General features: G+C 33.8%; 11 protein-coding genes and 1 pseudogene. 2 read left to right on the top strand and 10 right to left on the bottom strand.

Features of this window, described 5'->3' with window-relative positions; all coding sequences use genetic code 11:
* Positions 1-129 precede the first annotated feature (129 nt).
* Positions 130-1,911 carry an arginine--tRNA ligase gene (gene argS, locus B8T70_RS18765; protein WP_086895826.1) on the top strand — a complete coding sequence of 594 codons (1,782 nt, stop codon included), beginning with the start codon at positions 130-132 and terminating at the stop codon, positions 1,909-1,911.
* A 59-nt stretch (positions 1,912-1,970) separates the two neighbouring features.
* On the opposite strand, the gene bglX is transcribed toward argS, so the two are convergent.
* The 10 genes from bglX to B8T70_RS18715 all read right to left on the bottom strand — a co-directional run bounded on the left by bglX (position 1,971) and on the right by B8T70_RS18715 (position 18,672).
* On the bottom strand, positions 1,971-4,199 hold the full coding sequence (gene bglX / locus B8T70_RS18760; RefSeq protein WP_086895825.1) for a beta-glucosidase BglX: 2,229 nt from the start codon (positions 4,197-4,199) through the stop codon (positions 1,971-1,973).
* 30 nt (positions 4,200-4,229) lie between these two features.
* Positions 4,230-5,669, bottom strand: coding sequence for a glycoside hydrolase family 30 beta sandwich domain-containing protein (locus tag B8T70_RS18755; protein ID WP_086895824.1), 1,440 nt, complete (start codon positions 5,667-5,669; stop codon positions 4,230-4,232).
* Between the two features lie 3 nt (positions 5,670-5,672).
* Positions 5,673-6,509, bottom strand: a complete 837-nt coding sequence (locus B8T70_RS18750) for an endonuclease/exonuclease/phosphatase family protein (RefSeq protein ID WP_086895823.1) — start codon at positions 6,507-6,509, stop codon at positions 5,673-5,675.
* Positions 6,510-6,632: 123 nt separating this feature from the next.
* Positions 6,633-8,375 carry a cellulase family glycosylhydrolase gene (locus tag B8T70_RS18745; RefSeq protein ID WP_086895822.1) on the bottom strand — a complete coding sequence of 581 codons (1,743 nt, stop codon included), beginning with the start codon at positions 8,373-8,375 and terminating at the stop codon, positions 6,633-6,635.
* Positions 8,376-8,421: 46 nt separating this feature from the next.
* Positions 8,422-9,897: a glycoside hydrolase family 30 beta sandwich domain-containing protein gene (locus B8T70_RS18740; RefSeq protein ID WP_086895821.1), complete on the bottom strand. Its 1,476-nt coding sequence runs from the start codon at positions 9,895-9,897 to the stop codon at positions 8,422-8,424.
* Between the two features lie 21 nt (positions 9,898-9,918).
* Positions 9,919-11,403, bottom strand: coding sequence for a glycoside hydrolase family 30 beta sandwich domain-containing protein (locus B8T70_RS18735; RefSeq protein WP_086895820.1), 1,485 nt, complete (start codon positions 11,401-11,403; stop codon positions 9,919-9,921).
* A gap of 77 nt (positions 11,404-11,480) precedes the next feature.
* Complete coding sequence (locus B8T70_RS18730; protein ID WP_086895819.1) at positions 11,481-12,935, bottom strand: glycoside hydrolase family 30 beta sandwich domain-containing protein; 1,455 nt, start codon at positions 12,933-12,935, stop codon at positions 11,481-11,483.
* Positions 12,936-13,085: 150 nt separating this feature from the next.
* Positions 13,086-13,964: a hypothetical protein gene (locus tag B8T70_RS18725; RefSeq protein WP_123912129.1), complete on the bottom strand. Its 879-nt coding sequence runs from the start codon at positions 13,962-13,964 to the stop codon at positions 13,086-13,088.
* A gap of 11 nt (positions 13,965-13,975) precedes the next feature.
* Positions 13,976-15,496, bottom strand: a complete 1,521-nt coding sequence (locus tag B8T70_RS18720; RefSeq protein WP_086895818.1) for a RagB/SusD family nutrient uptake outer membrane protein — start codon at positions 15,494-15,496, stop codon at positions 13,976-13,978.
* 14 nt (positions 15,497-15,510) lie between these two features.
* Positions 15,511-18,672 (bottom strand): TonB-dependent receptor, encoded by a 3,162-nt coding sequence (locus B8T70_RS18715; RefSeq protein WP_086895817.1) that lies wholly within the window; start codon positions 18,670-18,672, stop codon positions 15,511-15,513.
* Between the two features lie 349 nt (positions 18,673-19,021).
* Between B8T70_RS18715 and B8T70_RS18710 the strand changes: the two are divergent.
* Positions 19,022-20,471 (top strand): annotated as a pseudogene (locus B8T70_RS18710) (regulator); the annotation flags it as partial.

The following is a 20,471-nucleotide window of genomic DNA, read 5'->3' as shown; positions in this document are numbered from 1 at the left end:
CTGTTATTTGTAATGAGTCTTAATTGTTTTTTAAAATAAGTGAACTTCTTATCATAGATTTTAAACCTTTCACATTTTCTGTAATTGATGAATAAGCAGTATATTTGCACACTTTAAAACTAAGTTTACATGTCATTATCACAAATTCTTACGCCTTCTATACAAAAAGCAATACAAGCCTTATTTGAAGTAACCGTAGATAAAATCGAATATCAAACTACCCGAAAAGAGTTTGAAGGCGATATTACAATGGTTATTTTTCCTTTACTAAAAGTGATTAAAAGTAATCCTGTCGAGTTAGGGAATAAAATAGGGAATTATCTTGTAGAAAATCTTCCAGAGGTTGCCCGTTTTAATGTGGTTTCTGGTTTCTTAAATATTGTAATTGCCGATACCTATTATGTAAATTTCTTTAATGGTATAAAAGATGGAAAAAAATATGGTTTTGTAGAACCTAATCCTTCTGATAAAGCAATTATTGTAGAATATTCTTCGCCAAATACAAATAAGCCATTGCACTTAGGTCACGTTCGTAACAATTTGTTAGGATACTCAGTTGCCGAGATTATTAAAGCTGCAGGTAAAAAAGTTTATAAAACTCAAATTATAAACGACAGAGGAATCCATATTTGTAAATCGATGTTGGCTTGGGAAAAATTTGGAAATGGAGAAACTCCCCAAAGTACAGGTTTAAAAGGTGACAAACTGGTTGGGAACTATTATGTGAAGTTTGATAAGGTTTATAAAGAGCAGATTAATGAATTAATGCAAGCTGGTAAAACCGAAGATGAAGCTAAAAAGCAAGCGCCGATAATATTAGAAGCACAAGAAATGCTTTTAAAATGGGAAGCAGGAGATAAAGCTGTTAAAGAACTTTGGGCAAAAATGAACCAATGGGTTTATGATGGTTTTGCAATTACATATAAAAATCTAGGAGTAAATTTTGATAGTTACTACTACGAAAGCAATACCTATTTATTAGGGAAAGATGTTGTACAGATCGGTTTGGATAAAGGAATTTTTGAAAAAGATCCAGATGGTTCTGTTTGGATTGATTTAACCGATGAAGGTTTAGATCGTAAAATTGTACTTCGTTCAGATGGGACAGCAGTTTATATGACACAAGATATTGGTACAGCAATCCAGCGAGTAAAAGATCATCCAGATGTAGGAGGAATGGTTTATACTGTAGGGAATGAGCAAGATTACCATTTTAAAGTATTGTTCTTAATTCTTCAAAAATTAGGTTTTGATTGGGCTTCAAGTTTATATCATTTATCATACGGAATGGTAGATTTACCTTCTGGTAAAATGAAAAGCCGTGAAGGAACTGTTGTTGATGCCGATGATTTAATGCAAGAAATGACCGATACAGCTCAGGAAATTTCAGAAGGTTTAGGAAAATTAGATAGTTTCTCTGCCGATGAAAAAGCAAAACTATATAGCACAATAGGACTTGGTGCTTTAAAATATTATATCTTAAAAGTAGATCCTAAAAAGCGTATCTTATTTAATCCAGAAGAGTCTGTAGATTTTGCTGGAAACACAGGGCCGTTTATTCAATATACTTATGCAAGGATACAATCGATTATTCGTAAAGCTGATTTTGATTTTTCTGTAACATTAACAGGAATCGAAGAGCTTCATGAAAAAGAAAAAGAATTGGTAAAACAAATCGAACTTTTCCCAGAAGTAATCCAAAATGCAGCTCATAATCATAGTCCGGCATTAATTGCTAATTATACGTATGATTTGGTAAAAGAATACAACTCATTTTATCAATCAGTACATATATTAGGAGAAGAGGATTTGACCAAAAAAATATTCAGAGTTCAATTCTCTCAAAAAGTAGGAGAGATCATAAAATCTAGTTTCAGCTTATTAGGAATAGAAGTTCCTGAAAGAATTTAAAATAAAAAAACGGGCAAAATATATATTTTGCCCGTTTTTTTATTTTAAAATTGTTGTTATTATTTCACTAATTCAAAATCAGATTTTACACGGATATCTGCCGAAGATGATCCTATCATCAATTCAAAATCACCTGGTTCTGAACCCCACTCTATTTTATCATTATAGAAAGATAGTTTTTCGTTATCTATTGTAAACTGAATCGTTTTGGTTTCTCCTGCATTTAATTTCACTTTCTGAAAATCTCTAAGTTCTAAAACTGGTCTTACAACTGATCCAAATTTATCTTTTAAATACAATTGTACCACTTCTTCTCCCGCTACTTTTCCAGCATTTTTTAACTGAAAAGAAACTTGAATTTTCTCATTGCTCTTCATTTTGGTTGTAGATAATTTTAGATCAGAATAATCGAATTTTGTGTAGCTTAATCCGAATCCAAAAGGGAATTTAGGACTGGTTTTTAGATCTGTATAAGCAGAAACATATCCTTTTGCATTGTCATCTTGTGCTGGTCTTCCTGTACTATAATGGTTGTAGTAAATAGGAATTTGTCCCACTTCTCGTGGAAATGTCATTGGTAATTTTCCTGACGGATTATAATCTCCAAATAAAACATCTGCAATAGCATTTCCTGCTTCGCTACCTAACCACCAAGTATAAAGAATAGCTGGAACATTATCGGCAGTCCAATTAAAAACAAGTGGTCTTCCGGCATTAACCAAAACTACAACTGGTTTTCCTGTTGCCTGAATCGCTTTTACTAATTCTTCCTGAACTCCTGGTATGTTAATATTGCTTCGGCTTTTGGCTTCTCCGCTCATATCATGTCTTTCTCCAATACTTAAGATTACTACATCGGCTTGTTTTGCTGTTGCAATTGCCTCTGCAAAACCATCTTTGTTATCGTCCTCTACTTCACAACCTTTGGCATATAATAATTTGGTATTCTTCCCTATTTTATTTTGTAATCCGTCCCATTGAGAAACCACCCATTTGTTATAGTCGACTTCTGGTAGTTCAACCGCCCAAAAACCCATATTAGCTTTATATTCTTTTACCATTGGTCCTATAAACGCAATTGTTTTTGTGTTTTTAGAAAGTGGTAAAATTGCATTATCGTTCTTTAATAAAACGATACTTTTTGCTGCAACTTCACGAGCTGCTTTACGGTGTTCTGGATTATTTAATTCTTTTTTCTCTCTATCCGGATTAGAGTATTTGTATGGATCTTCAAATAATCCTAATTCAAATTTCTTGCGCAAAATTCTTTTTACTGCATCATCAACTAAGTCTATCGAAACTTTGTTTTCTTTTATCAATGCTGCCAAGTTATATCTGTATGCATTACTTTCCATATCCATATCGCTACCAGCAGTAATTGCAGCTAGTGCAGCTTCTTTAAGATCTTTAGAATAGCCATGTGCTACCATTTCCCCAATAGATCCCCAATCTGAAACTACAAAGCCTTGAAAGTTCCATTTTCCTTTTAAAATATCTCTTTGTAAATGTACATTTCCTGTTGCAGGAATTCCGTTAATATCATTAAATGAATTCATAAATGTAGCTGCTCCAGCATCTAGCGCGGCTTTGAAAGGTGGCAAATAAGTTTCCCACAACATTCTTTCGCTCATATCTACTGAGTTATAATCTCTACCTCCAATTGCAGCTCCATAAGCAGCAAAATGTTTCACACATGCCATTACTGAATTTAGATTTCCTAGTTTATCGCCCTGAAATCCTTTTACTCTTGCATAAGCTATTCTTGAACCTAAATAGGTATCTTCTCCTGCTCCTTCCATTACACGTCCCCAACGCGGATCACGACCAATATCGACCATTGGTGCAAATGTCCAATGAATTCCGCTTGCAGCAGCTTCGGTCGCAGCAACTCTAGCCGAAAGTTCTATCGCTGCCAAATCCCAACTTGCTGCTTCTCCTAACGGAATCGGGAATGTGGTTTTAAAACCATGTATTACATCCTGACCATATAACAATGGTATTTTAAGACGTGATTGCATGGCCAATTCCTGATATTGTCGGGTGTATTTTGTTCCAACTACATTAAGCATCGACCCTACTAAACCATCTTTAATTTCGGCTTGTTTGTTCGGGTTTATTGTAATAGGTCCTGTTGCAGCATTGTTACCTGTATATTGGTTAAGCTGTCCTATTTTTTCCTCTAGCGTCATTTTTTTTAACAACGCATCTACTTTCTGATCTATTGTTTGCTGTTGTGCTATCGCAAAAAACGAAATCATCAAACAAGTTAATGTGGTAATTCTTTTCATGAAATAAATATTAAATTGGTATTGATCTTTCTACCAAACGTAAGTTGCCACCGAACCTGCGTCTAATGAAGTTGCTATTTGTTTTTGATTGTATTTAATGTTAAATGTTTCGACTGTTTCGCCATCATTTTCAACTATTAGAACAATATTTCCTTTTGGAGTTTTAAAAGCTATATTATGTATATTGCCACTTACATTACTAGCAATTCGTACAGAACCTTCGGGTACAAATTTGGATGCGTGTGCAATAATATAATATCCTACTTCTCTCTTAATTACTCCATCTTTATCAATCATCAAAGCGCCTTTGCAGGTACTGCATCCGCCTGGTGTAAATGGTTTATAAAATTCATCATTGGCTAAGCCCCAAGAAAGTGCGTTCTTGCTCCAATTGCGCATAGAACCTATTACAACGTTTTTTACATTCCATTTTAAATCTGCCTCAAAACTGCTGCCTGATCCTGTATATTGTTCTGTAAAATAAATATTCTTGTTTGGATATGCGTCATGAACTGTTGATAGTGCACTAATATCTCCTTCATATAAATGAAAAGCCGAACCATCTACAAATGGCAATGCTTTTGGATCATTTAAAATCGTTAAGGGATATTCGGGTTTATTGCAATTATGGTCGTAAGTAACAATTTTGGTTTTAATTTTTGCTTTCGCGAAAGCGGGACCTAAATGATTCCCGATAAAAGCTGCTTGTTGTTCTGCAAGCATTAATAAACTTGGGTTATTTCCGGGATGCAAAGGTTCATTTTGAGGGGTTATGGCGTCAATTATAATCCCTTCTTCTTTCATTTTCTGAATGTATTTTACAAAATAATTGGCATATACTTCGTAATACTGTGGTTGTAAGCTTCCTCCTTTTGTACTTCCGTTATCTTTCATCCAAACTGGTGGTGACCAAGGCGATCCCATGATTTTAATACTAGGATTTATGGCAATAATTTCTCTTAAAAGCGGAACTAGCGCTGTTGCATCTGGACCCAGATTAAAATGTTCTAGCTGTAAATCTGTCTTTCCTGCAGGCATATCATCATAAGAGAATACCTCAGCATTAAGATCTGACGCTCCGATACTAATACGGAGGTAACTAATTCCTACCGAATTATCTTTTGAGCCAAAGAGTTCTTGTAATAATGCTGCTTTTTTTGATTTCTCTAATTTATTAATAGCTTCGGCACTTCCTCCTGTTAATGAAAATCCAAAGCCATCTATAGTCTGAAATTTCTTCGAAGCATCTATTTCAATAGTTGGGTTTGTATTTGTTGCAGTAGTAAAAACTAATGCTTCGGCTTGTTTTTGAAGCTTTACCGATTGGTCACTTTTGGTAACCCAATATTCCACTTTATCAGTTTTGGATGTTGTAGTTGTAGTCGCATTTTTTGTTGTGCCGCACTTTATTTGCATTGCAATAAGTGGTAGCAAAATCAAAATTTGCATTGTATTATTTATTTTTTTCATGGTTTAGTTAATTTCAATTAAAACAGGGAAATGATCCGATGGGTATTTTAAATCTATTGAATCACTTAAAACTGCATGTTTTTTTATTTTTAGATTGCTGTTTTTAGAAATAAAAATATAATCTAGTAATAGCGTGACAGGTTTGTCATGCTTAAATTCATTAAAGGTTCCAGATGGCCCAAATGGTTTTTCTTCGGATATTTCACGAGTATCGGTCATTACTTTTTTCAAAGAAATGATGCGTTCTTCATTAGGTTCTGAATTAAAATCTCCCATAAGGAATACGGGATATCCCTTGGTATTTACTGCTGCTATTTTAGAAAGAATTAGTTCAAGTCCTTTGGTTCTTGCTTCTTCGCCAATGTGATCTAAATGTGTATTAAAAACCCAAAATGTTTTTTTAGTTTTTAGGTCTTTAAAAAGTGCATACGTACAAACTCTATTATAAGCTGCATCCCATCCTTTTGAGATTACATCCGGGGTTTGTGAGAGCCAGAAAGTATTGGCTTGTTGTACTGAAAATCTATCTTTTTTATAAAATATAGAAGATGATTCTCCTTTTCCTTCTCCTTCGCGAGCAATACCTATATGATTATAACTTGGTAATGCCGTTGCAATATCATTAACCTGATTAGGCATTGCTTCTTGTACGCCAAAAATATCTGGGGCGTAAAATTGTATTTGTGATGTAAAAAAATCTTTACGGTTTGGCCATGCATTTTCTCCATCTGAAGCAATATCTAAACGGATATTATACGTCATGATTTTTAAATTTTGTCCATAAATTCCATTAAAAGACAAAAACATTACAAGGGCGATTAGTTGGTTTATTTTTTTCATAATTAAGGGTTTTAATCCATTAAAGCTCCAGTTTCATCCGAAGCTTTTAATGGAGAAAACTAATCTAACAAAATATTAATTACAAACACTATTATAGGTTTTACTTTACTCTTTTTTAACAACTTACTTCTTCGTAGTTGTAAAATCCAGGTAATTCAAATTAAATCCTCCTTTATCAAAAACGACTTTAATTTTATTTTCCCCTTTTTTTAGCTTTACGCCCGAGAGTATAATTGTTCTCCAAGTTGTATCATTTCCTGTTGCTGGAAGAGTAATTGTATCTGAAATTTTTCCTGTTTCGTTTTCCAGATGTAATTTTCCTTCTTCTTTTTCGCTTGAGTATCTAATGGCTACATCATACGTTACTGCCGATTTACTTGTTGCGGTAAATTGCAACCACTCGGCATTTTCGATAAATGATACCTGATATCCATTTGAGGAATCGTCTTTGCATGGCAGAATATCAACTCCGTCATTTCGCATTGTTTTTCCTTTATTCCATTCTTCAAATGTTCCGGTTTCTACTCGGTAATTCACAAAATCTTTATCTGAATATGCAAATCCGTTTGTTCCTAAATCATATTCGGTTGCAAATATTTTACCAGGCAAAACTCGTTTTTTATAATTTTTTGTTTCATTTGTACGTACTTGACGAAACATTGCGTCAAGTACGTCTGCCTTTATTGTGGTATTCTCTAACTTAAAATTCTCGGCTAATTGCATCAATGCTTTTTCTGCAAAATCTGGGCTTGGTTTTTCGCCTCCATCTTTCCAGTATAAACGCAACTTTTCGTATTCGGGTGTTTTGGTAACTGAAGCAATTCCTGCAATATTTTCGATTTTTTTCATTGGCCAAAATGCCCAACCGATATTATTTGTTTCGAATAATGAAATAGCATCTTTAAACCAAACATTAGAGTTTTCTCCTCCTTCTCCCATCCATATTGGCACATTATATTGTTTTCTATAATCTAGCATTTTCTGGATTGATGCTGTGGTATTGTAATTCCAATATTTATGAAAACTCATTGCCATATTATCATCCCATAGCGGAAACATTCCATTGTAATTATTTCCCCAACAATTTCCTTCGATAATAATCATGTGGTTTTTATCGACTTCGCGAATTGCTTTTGTAATAGAAACCAAAAGCTCACGCAAAGGCGCATTCGAATTTTCATCGCAACCATTTTTATTTGTTCCTGTAAAATTCCAATTGGGTTCGTTTATAATATCATAAGCTCCAATCCATGGATTGTCTTTATATCGTAACGCTAATTTTTTCCACAATTCGGTCATTTTTTTACGATTGGCTTCGCTTTCCCAAACTGATGGTTTTGTATCATCATAATCTGAGATTGCAGCATCTTTTCCTTGTCCGCCTGGTGCAGCATGAAGATCCAGAATAAGATATATTTTATTTTCGGCACACCATTTTAGCAGGTTATCGGTCATTGTAAAACCTTCTTCTACCCAAGTAATTTCGCCGTTCTTTTCTGCTTCTATTGGCGGTGTATATAAATTATAATGCATTGGCAAACGAATGGAGTTAAATCCCCAAGCTGCTAATGAGTCAACATCTTTTTTGGTTATTCCGTTGGCTCTGTATGCTTCGTAAAATTTTTCGGTTTTTTCGGCTCCGATTAAATCTGTTATTTTTTGTTTTATAACATATTGTGGACTTGCAAATGGTTCGGTCTGGATCATATATCCTTCCTGAACCATCCATCCTCCTAATCCTAATCCTCTTAATACTACATTTTTACCTTTTCCATCTACAATATTTTGTCCGCTTTGGTGCAAAAAACCTTGTCCAAAAGAGGTCAATGAAAACAATACCAGTAATGGCAAAACTATTTTTCTCATATATCTGTTTTATTATATAAGTCCTAGATTAAATCTTATTTGTTTATTATTTCCAAGTATAAGTTCCTACAGAGCCTCCATCTAATGAGGTTGTAACCCACTTACCATTAAATTTTATATTAAATATTTCACTTGTATCGCCATCATTTTCTACTATCAATACTTTTTTACCTGTTGGGGTTATAAAAGCTACATTTTGCAAATTCCCACTTATATTACTAGAAATTCTTATGGAACCTACCGGAACAAATTTAGAAGCGTGAGCTATAATATAATAGGCTACGTTACGATTAAAACTGCTGCTAGAATTTACGGTTAATGCGCCTTTACAGGTATTACAACCTCCTTGTGTATGTGGCTCAAAAGAACCATTATTAGCCAAGTTCCACTCTAATGCATTCTTACTCCAATTGCGCATTGAACCAATAATTACATTTTTAAGATGCCATTTTAAATCGCCTTTAAAATCTCCTGTCGAAGAGGTAAACTGCTCAGTGAAATACAGATTTTTATTTGGAAAAGCATTATAAACTGTCGAAAGTGCATTGATATTTCCTGCATATAAATGAAATGCCGATCCATCTACAAAAGGACTTGCAATAGGATCTCCTAAAATCGCCATAGCATATTGTGTATTATCGCAATTGTGATCGTAAGCAATGATCTTGGTTGTAAGATTAGCTGCTTTAAATGCTGGCCCTAAATTGTTTTTGATAAAATTTGTTTGTTGTAAAGCGCTCATTACCATACTCGGATTATTACCGCCGTGTAAGGGTTCGTTTTGCGGAGTAACAGCATCAATTGTTATTCCTTCATTTTTCATTTGCTGAATGTATTTTACAAAGTATTTTGCATACACATCATAATATTGAGTTTGTAAGCTTCCGCCAACAAAACTATCTTTATCTTTCATCCAAAGTGGTGCTGACCAAGGCGTTGCCAATATCTTAATGTTTGAATTAATTGCCAGAATTTCTTTTAAAAGTGCAATTACTCCGTTTTTATCAAGATCTAAACTAAACTTAGCCAAATCAAGATCGGTTTCGCCTTTTGGTAAATCATTATAAGTAAATGCTTTCTCGTTTAAATCGGATGCTCCAATACTTATTCTTATATAATTTATTGAAATAGAAGTTTCGGTCGAGCCAAATAACTCCTGCAATAAATCATTTTTTTTCTGGGTAGTTAATTGATTAATTACCTCTGCACTTCCTCCTGTTAAGGTATATCCAAATCCATCGATGGTTTGGTATTTTTGAGCTTCGTTTACTTCAATATTTGTATATGAATTTACTGTGGTATTAAACCCAAGAACTCCATTTTGTTTGGTAAGCAATACTGTCTGATCCCCTTTGGTTAACCAAAAATCTACATCATTAGTAACAACAGTGGGCAGATCTGGTTTTACTGGTGGTTTTGGAGCTGGATCGACAGTATCGCTAGATGAAGAGCATTTTACCTGCAATACGACTAGTGCAGCAAAAAATGCAACCTTTATAATCTTACTTAAATACTGTTTCATTTTATTTCTTTTTATAATTTCTTAATAAACCAAAGTTTGCATGGCATGTGCTGGAATCGTAATCACCTTTTTCTCGGATGCAAGTATTAAATTATATGTTATTTCTTTATCGCTTTTGTTCATTACTACGGTTGCAATTTTTCCATCTGTATTAATAAATGATGTACTCAATAAAGCATTTGTACTTATTTCAGTTATGATTCTTTTGGCATTTGGGCGAATGAATTTTGAAAAGTGTCCTATATAATAATACATTGGTGTGTATATTAATTCATCAGTATTGGTGTTGGCATGAATTGGGGCAAAGCAAAAATTACCTACGTGGTTTGGACCTCCGTTTTGATCCAAAAGAATATTCCAATCTGTCCAGCCTACTGTTCCGTTATTAAAATCATTAATCATATTAATTCCGTATCGTTCTGCATTTCCCCAAAACTGATATTTTGTAGCATCAAATTTTTCATTGCAACCTTCGGTAAATAATAAGTTTTTATTTGGGTAAGCGGCATGTACCGCAGCAACCGACTCGAACTTAGGCGGTCCTCCTGCCCAGGTTTCATACCAATGAAATCCTATTCCCCAAGCATATTTAGAAACTTCGGGATCCGAGAAAACAAGGCGAGCTCTTTGCTCTAACATTTCACCACGATTATGATCCCAGATTATAATATTTTTAGATTCTAATCCTTCTTTTGCCATTGTTGGTCCTAGATAATCTCTTAAAAAATCTCTTTCGGCTTCTGGGCTATAAATACAAGATTCCCAGCTCTGGCTAGCCATTGGTTCATTTTGAATGGATAATCCCCAAATAGGTATACCTTCTTTTTCATATTCGCGAATAAATTTCACATAATAATTAGCCCATGATTGTGCATATTCTGGTAGTAATGTACCACCTCTTAGCATGTTATTATTGCTTTTCATAAATGCCGGAGGACTCCACGGACTGGCAAAAAGTGTTAATTTCCCTCCTGCCGTAGCAATCGCTTTTTTTAATAACGGAATACGATATTTACGGTCATGCTCAACGCTAAATGTTTTTAAATCTTTATCTCCTTCTTGTATATAAGTATAACTACCACTACTAAAATCTGAACTATGAATTGTTGTTCTTGCTAATGAATAGCCTATTCCTTTGTCTTTATCATAATAAGCATTCAGAAATTCTTGTTGTTTCTTAGTACTTAATTTAGCAAAGACTTCGGCACTTGCATCTGTAATTGCTCCTCCAATCCCTAAAAAGGTTTGATCTGTTTTTTGAGGATTTACTGTAATTGAGATTGTATTGTTTGAATTCTCATTTGCAAAGACGAGAATTAAATTAGCTGTTTTGGATAATTTAAAATTTGTATTCTCGGCTGTTGTAAAGATTTCTATTTTTTGATGACTTTGATTGTGTTCGTTTTTTGATTTTTTGTCTATGACATTTGATGATGAACAGCTTAATGTAAAAACCGTTATCAGTATTGGTGAAATATTTTTTATCAGTTTTATAGTGTTGTTCATCTAAGTAGTTTGTTTTTTTAAATAAAACCAAAAATTAAAAATGACTGAACATATTTAACTCTTGGCTTTTATTATAATTAATAGACTAAAGTTTGAATGGCGCGAGCTGGTATTGTAACAACCGTTTTCTCTGATGCTATAATTAAATTATAAGTCACACTTAAATCGGTTTGGTTCATTACAACTGTAATCATTTTACCATCGGTATTAAGAAATGATGTACTTAACAAAGAGCTTCTGCTTACTGCCGTACTTACTCTTTTGGCATTCGGGCGAATAAATTTTGAGAAATGCCCGATATAATAATACGATGGTGTATAGATTAATTCTCCCGTATTGGTGTCGGCATGAATTGGCGAAAAACAAAAATTCCCCACATGATTTGGCCCACCATTTTGATCTAAAAGAATATTCCAATCTGTCCAGGCAACCGTACCGTTATTAAAATCATTAATCATAGAAATTCCATATCTTTCGGCATTTGGCCAAAATTGATATTTCGCAGCATCAAATTTTTCGATACAACCTTCGGTAAACATTAATTTTTTATCTGGATAAGCTTGGTACACTTGTTTTACATTATCAAACATTGGCGCTCCGCCTGTCCATGTTTCGTACCAATGAAAACCCATTCCCCAAACATATTTTGAAGCTTCTGGGTCGGAATAAATTACATTGGCTCTTTGGTTCATTAAATCACGATTATGATCCCAAGCAATAATTTTTTTATCTCCCAAGCCTGCTTTTTTCATTGTTGGCCCTAGGAAGTTTTTTATAAAATCTCTTTCTGCTTCTGCAGAGTAGATACAAGATTCCCATGTTTGCGTTGCCATTGGTTCGTTCTGAACCGATGTTCCCCAAATAGGCATTCCTTCTTTTTCGTAAGCTTTTATAAATTTCACATAATAATCTGCCCAAGCCTGATTGTATTCTGGTAATAGTGTACCACCTTTTAGCATGTCTTTATTACTTTTCATAAATGCTGGCGGACTCCAGGGAGCGACATATAATACCAGATTATTATTAGCGGTTTTCATCGCTTCTTTAATCATTGGTATGCGATATTGCCTGTCATGATCAATATTAAAAGTTTTTAAATCTTTATCTCCTTCTTCGATATAAGTATAGCTTCCACTGCTAAAATCAGAACTGTGTATTGTGGTTCTTAGCAATGAATAGCCTATTCCTGTTTTGGTATCGTAGTACGCTTTTAAAAATTCTGCTTGCTTTTCTTTTGATAATTTGGCAAAAACCTCTGCACTTGCATCTGTAATTGCTCCCCCAATTCCCATAAAGGTTTGAAAGGTTTTTTTAGGTTGTACAAAAACCGATATTTCAGTTTCTAATGGTTGTTTCGATGCCGAAAAAACTAGATTATCTGTTGGTGTTATTCTTAATTTTGAATTATCTGCTGTTGTATAAACTGCAATTTTTTTTCCATTTGTGGTAAACTCTTGCTTGTTTTTTTGCTGCTGCGAAAAAGCGGTCAACGTAAATAATAAGCAAAGAATCTTATAGCTGTTTTTTTTCATTATTTAATTTTTAATGTGCAAATTCTAACAACATTTTCAATGTCAATAAAACATACCTTTAGTGTCTAAGTAGTTTAAAAATAGCCCATAGTCATAAAGAATATGGGCTATTCTACAACCTAACTTAAACTTATTTAACTCAATTCTTAATTATTTTCCTCTAAACTCTACTTCTGTAATTGTTATTCCAGTTGGAGTAAATCCGTTACCACCAGCTCTTATTACTAAATAGACTTTACCCGTTTCTGCAAACTTTACAACATTACCTACTTTGTCTGTAGCACTATTTTTTACACATCCTACAGCAGATAGTTTTCCATCAAATGCTCCTTTCCCACAACCGTCTTCAGAGCTTAATCCCATAACTTTGTTGTCTGTATATACAACTCCAGAAGTTGGAACTGTTTTTCCAGCATATACTTCAAACCAAAAATCCGGAGATCCGCTTTTTGCAGATACCTGCATATCTATTATATATTCTTTACCTGCTACAACATCTATTTCCTGATAAATTCCTTCCTGATTAGAGGTGTTTCCACTTGCGTTTATAGTTGCAAATCCCGGAGTGAAAGTCCATGCGGCTAATCCGTTAGTATTAAGGTGCAAGTTGGTCCATTGTGCTTGGTCAGCAGCATCTAAGAAACTGGTTCCTTTAACTAAATTTCCTCTGTCAGGATCATTTGCAGCAATAATAATTTCTTTGGTAGCAAAATCAGTAGTTCCTCCACGGCCTACAGCAGTATGCACTACTTTATACGTTCCTTTATCTGGCAAAAAAATCTCCAAATTCATTTTTCCATAAAACTCTGCCTTGCCTACTTTCCAGTAAGAATTCAGCACATTGTCTGTACCTGATACTAATAAATATGTATTATTCTTTCCTTCTACCGGGGTAATTGTAAATGAAGGATCTACACTTGCAACAGTTAATCCGTTACCAGCTCCTGGTGCATCAGGTTCACAACTTGTTAGTGTTCCTAAAACAAACATTAGGTATATAGTCTTTTTAAAAATTATATTTAAATTCATATGATCTTTATTTAATCGTTATAATTAGGGTTCTGAACAATTTTAGTATTCTCTAATTCTTTAAAAGGAATTGGCCAAATTTCATTTTTACCTGCTTGGAATCCTTTAGATGCCAATGCAACAGCAGCTTTTCCTGTTCTTACTAAATCGAACCAACGGTGTCCTTCTCCAGCTAATTCTTTTCTTCTTTCTAACGCAATTGCATCCAAAGAAACCGGAGTTGATCCTAAACCTACACGTGCTCTTACAGCATCTAGTAAAGCTTGCGCTCTTGTTCCTGTACCACCTAATGCTTCGGCTTCCATTAAATATGTATCTGCTAAACGAATCGCGTAAACATCTTGTTTGTAATTTAAAGCTGTTGATCCACTACCTGTAGATGTATCGGAATTTAATGGCATGAATTTTTTAAGGAAATAACCTGTATCATCATAATTAGGAGCCCAATCTGCTTGTTTAGCAGCTTTCAATGCTTTCATATCAAGAATGGTAGCATCAAAACGAGGATCTCCTTTTAGCACATCATATAAACTTTGTCTTACGGTACTAAAACTCCATCCCGAAACATAATCTGGTGCTATAGAATTTTCTGACCTATTGTATCCTCTAGGCCCTACCATAATACAAACAGAGTTTCCTTCATCTTTTCCTCCACCCCAAAAGCCCCAATCGGCATTACTTTTATCAGTATGTACAATTTCAATAATCGATTCTGAATTAAACTTGTTGCTTATCTTCCATAAATCTGCAAAATCAGCTACCAATTTATATCCGTACATACTTGTACCACCCGGAGTACCATTTACATCAGCAAATTCTGCTGCTGATAATGCATTTTTCCCTTCGTATAAATAAACTTTTCCTAACAATGCCTTTGCTGCACCCTGAGATAAACGTCCTGCTTCATCTCCCTTATTTGTAATTATAACAGGTAATCCAGGAAGAGATTCTTTCAAATCTTTTTCAATCTGTGCGTATACCGCTTCTGGTGTCGCTTGAACTACATTAAAAATATCTGGTGTTTTTAATGGCTCTAATATCAATGGGATATTTCTGAAAGTACGAACCAATTCAAAATAATAATAAGCACGTAACGCTTTTGTTTCAGCTGCAAATCTTGCTTTTTTAGCTTCATCCATAGGTACCGCTGGTAATTTTTCAAGCAATACGTTTGCTCTAAAAATCCCTTGATAAAAATCTCCCCAAAAACTACCTGGAATTGTTGATTGGCTAAGCGAATAATCTCCAAATGCATGTATTCCGGCACCATCTGTAGCACCACCACCTGCTGCATTAAAATCATCTGAACCTGCATTTAGCATACAGATCATGTTTTCAAATCCTTTAGACTGCTTACCAAGTATATCATAAACAGCTACTAATCCTGCATAAGCCTGGCTTTCATTTTGGTAATATTTATCCTCCAGAACAGTTCCTTTTGGTTCTACAGTTAAAAAATCCTCACCGCACGACAGGACAGTAAAAAGTACTCCGCAAACAACAAGTGAATATTTTATATTTTTTAGTTTCATGATTCTCGTTTTTATTAAAATTGTAAATTAACTCCCAACATTATAGTTCTGGCTTGAGGATAAATACCTCTATCTATACCCATAACATTTCCTGTAGCGCTATTTGCTCCAATTTCAGGATCATATCCAGTATACTTAGTAAAAGTCAATAAGTTCTCTCCTGTTAAATACACTCTGGTTTTTTCTAAACCAATTTGTCCAATAGTCTTAACTGGCAATGAATATCCTATCTGAATTGTTTTTATTCTTACATAATCTCCTTTTTCAAGATAAAAATCAGAAGGGTTATTAAAGTTTTTGTTTGTATCATCAGATGTTAATCTTGGGTACGTATTAGATGTACCTTCTCCTGTCCAACGACTTAAAGCAGTGGTTTGGTAATTAGAGTTTTCAATATCTAACCTACGTAATCCCTGGAAAATTTTATTTCCGGCAGCTCCTTGCGTAAAAATCATTAAATCGAAATTTTTATAATCTAGATTTACCGTAAATCCAAAAGTGTATTTTGGTATTGGGCTACCAATATTTGTTCTGTCATCTGAATTAATTTGACCATCTCCATTAATGTCTTGCCAACGGAAATCTCCGGGTTTAGCATCTGGTTGAATTAATCCTCCTGCAGCATTTTTATAAGCATTAATCTCATTTTGGTTTTGGAAAATTCCTGCTGTCTTAAATCCGTAGAAAGATCCATAAGGCTGCCCAACTTGAGTTCTTGTAATATCATATGTCATTGCTTTAAATTGCTCTCCAGTTGCAAGAAAATCAACTCCACGTCCTAAATATGTTACTTCATTTTCCAGATAAGATACGTTTGCACTTAAAGACATATTAACCTGTCCTAATTTTTTACGGTATCCTAATTCTAAATCGACACCTTTATTTTGCATATCAGCAACGTTTCCAGTTGGATTTCCTGAACCAACATAACCTGGTAACATAATTTCCTGAAGGATTCCTGTAGTTTTTTTAATATACCAGTCTACAGATAAACTGAAATCAGAAAAAATAGTAGCATCTAAACCAATATTTGTCTGGCTAGTTTCTTCCCATTTTAAATCTGGATTTGAAGGTGCATTCGGGCTGTTACCAATAGTTACAGATCCAGATGTCCCTATAGTATAGTTACGACCATCTCCTACAGTTGCCAGATATTTAAAATCTCCAATATTATCATTACCAGTTACACCGTAACCTCCTCTAAATTTCAATTGGTTTACTACTTTGTTTTCAACCCAAAATGCTTCTTTTGATGGAACCCATCCTAATGAGAATGAAGGGAAAGTTCCGTATTTATTATTTGCTCCAAATCTTGAAGATCCATCTCTACGAATGATACCTGTAACTAAATATTTTTCTTTAAAATCATAAGTTAATCTTGAGAATAAAGAAGTTACTCTGTGCTCATTTCCTGTAGATGCTGTAGCATTTATTTGATCTTTTGGAAGGTCAAAATTAAAAGAGGCATCATCATGATTATCTACTGGTAAATTAGTATACGTAATTTTTGTACCACTATTTCTATTATCTACATAAGCTCCCTGACCTACTAATACGCTAAAATTATGATCACCTATACTTTTTGTATAAGAAGCAGTATTCTCGATATTCCATCCAAAACCTTTATTTGTTTCTCTATAAAGGTTATTTACTTGTGTCATATTGGTTGAGTTTAAATATGCAACTGGTGTAAAGCTTTCAACACCCCAATAAGCAAGTTTACCTCCTAATGTAGTTCTGAATTTTAATCCTTTTATTGGCTCAATTTCTAAGTAAGCATTTCCAACAAAGTTATCTGACCAATTGTAATTTCCTAATCTAGTTTGAGTATAAGCCAATGGATTAGACATTTCTTGTGTAACCATAGTCGAAACACCGTATGGATTTCCGTAAGGATCTCTTAAGATTCCTTTACCTTTACCATCAATTCCCACAGAATATGGTGGCAACGCAGCCATTCTTGGATCTGTTACGATAGCAGGAGTAATTGGGTCTAAATTTATTGCAGAACTTAATGGTCCTCCAAACTCACTATTTGTGTTTCCTATCCCCATCGTTTTCTCTCTGGAAAAACCTAATGTCTGACCAAAAGTTACCCATTTAGATATTTTGTGAGTAGAGTTTAAACGAATGTTTTTTCTGTTATAATTAGAAATATCTGTTGTTACAATACCCTCCTGATCCAAAAGACCAAAAGAGGCATAAAAAGTAGATACATCATTTCCTCCTGATAAACTTAACTCTTGACCAATACGTGCTGCACTATCATTAAAAATAACCGATTGCCAATCTGTACCTGCACCTAATGCATTAGGATCTTGAAAAGGCAATGCAAAAGTATCTGTTGGAGATTTTTTAGCATATCCGTTTGCATACTTCTCATTTCTTAAAGTAGCATATTCAGTCGCATTTAAAAGATCTAGTTTTCTTGCTGCCGAAGAAAAACCTGTATAGCCATTATAGCTAACACTCATTTTTCCTGATTTCCCTTTTTTGGTAGTAACAATAATTACCCCAGCTGCAGCTCTTGCTCCGTAAATTGCTTGAGAAGCCGCATCTTTTAATACCTCGATAGAAGCAATATCTGACTGGTTTAAATACCCAATACCACCAGCATCAACCACTACTCCATCTACAACCCATAACGGGTCATTGTTTCCCAGAGTAGTTATACCACGCACACGAATCGTAGATGCTGATCCTGGTTGTCCAGAACTCGCGGCAACAGTAACTCCAGAAACTCTTCCTTGTAAAGTTTGTTCAACTCTGGATATCGGTAAGTTTTCGATATCCGAAGATTTTACTTTAGAAATTGCTCCTGTAACTACACTTTTCTTTTGAGTACCATATCCTACAACAACAACCTCATTTAACGTTTGTGATTCTGGACGTAATTGTATAACTATTTTATTTCTACCATTTATTGGTTCATTAATAGTTCCATAACCTATAAACGTAATTGTTAAAACACCATTAGAAGGTGCCTGAAGTTGAAACTTCCCATCAAAGTCAGAAGATGTCCCTTTCCCCGTTCCTTTTATTAAAACAGATGCTCCTGGTACTGGCATACCACTTTCATCATTAACTATTCCGTTTACTGTAACGTCTTGCGCTTGAGCATAAACTGAGAATAGAATAGATGAAAAACAAAAAATAAGTAATTTTGTTAATTTCATTTTTCTAAAAATTTTGGTTAATTAATTAGTAATTCGGAACAATAATAATAAGTTTTTTTAAGAATACGCAATTAATAATCACTACAAAAACACATCAAAATCAAAATTAACACTAGTCAAAAACACATCAAAAAAAATATAATTAACTGATTTTCATTATTTTAAAAATTAAATTATGGTATTTAAAAAAAATATAAAATTAAAATAAACACTACATTCAATATAAATCGATTATTTTAGCTTTTATAAGGTAAATTTTCTAAACCAAATCAATATTAAGTCTAATATTTTAAGGATTTTAAAGCCACGTAAAAGCTAAGTAAATCGTTGAGCCTATTATAATGTAATTATGAATTTTACAAGATTTAACATCATAACCGTTTGTTTTTTATTCTTTTCGATCCTATTATCAGCACAAGTTAAAAATATCGGAGTTCCAGACATCCGAAACTATAAACGGGCAGAATACAAAGGAGCAACCCAAAACTGGAGTATTGACCAAGATGAGAATGGAAATTTATATTTTGCCAACAATAGTGGCCTTATACAATTTGATGGATCTTCCTGGACAAAGTACCTCTTACCAAACTCAACATCGGTACGAACAGTAAAAGTTGATAATTCTCACAGAATATATGTAGGTGGCTATAAAGAACTCGGCTATTTTGATGCCGACTCTAAAGGAAAATTAAAATACACCTCATTATCAAAACTCATCAAATCAAAAAGTGCTCAAGAATTAGATTTTGTATGGAGAATACATATTGTTAAGGATGAAGTAATTTTTCAATCTTTTGCCAGAATTTATATTTTTAAAGACAATAAACTTAAAACAATAGAAGCTCCCAAACGTTTTCAGTTTTCTTTTCAAATTGACAACACTATCTATGTTCAAGACAATTCATTAGGAATACTAATATATAAAGACGGAAAACTATATCCTTTAAAAGGTACTACAACATTAAACAACACAGAGGTCTGGGCAATGTTTAAAATGCCTAACAATGAACTCTTGGTAGCAACTTTAGAAAATGGACTTTTTATCTATAGCAATCAAACGCTGACTCCTTGGAACACTGAAGCCAATGCTTTTATCAAAAAAAATAGTTCTTTAGGAGGTGTTTCTATCAAAGACAAATTCATTGTATTAAATTCCGTTTTAAATGGCATTATCATATCCGACCTAAACGGAAAAATTATTCAACATATTGACCGCAAAAAAGGTTTACAAAACAATACCGTACTTACTTCCTTTATAGATAACAAAAACAATCTTTGGCTTGGGCTGGATAATGGTATTGCATTTATCAATGAAAGTTCCCCATTTACATACTTTGGTTTTAGTTATGATATTAGTACCGTATATGCTTCTGTAATTCATGATGGGTATTTATATGTAGCAACAAATCAAGGTGTTTTTTACCATGCTTGGAATACTGCTTTTAAAGAAGGGGCTTTCTCGCTTGTAGAAGGAACCAATACACAAACATGGAATATCCAGGTTATTGGTAACGAATTAATATGTGCCAACAATAGAGGCGCAATAATTATAAAAGGAAATAAGGCTGTAAAACTATTGGACAAGAATGGTTATTTCGGTTTTAGAACAGTCCCCAACCATCCAAACTTTGTAGTAGGATCAAACTATAATGGATTTGCATTGTTTGAAAAAACTGCAAATGGTTTAGAGTTTAGAAATCAAATTGCAGGATTTAATAAATCTTCTATTTTATTTGAGCTAGACAATGATTATTTATGGTTAAAAAAAGATGAATTTTTATATCAAATGAAATTATCTG

It is taken from the genome of Flavobacterium sp. AJR, from assembly GCF_002156885.1.
Taxonomy (GTDB): Bacteria; Bacteroidota; Bacteroidia; order Flavobacteriales; family Flavobacteriaceae; genus Flavobacterium.
This window is presented reverse-complemented; position numbering and strand designations above follow the sequence as displayed.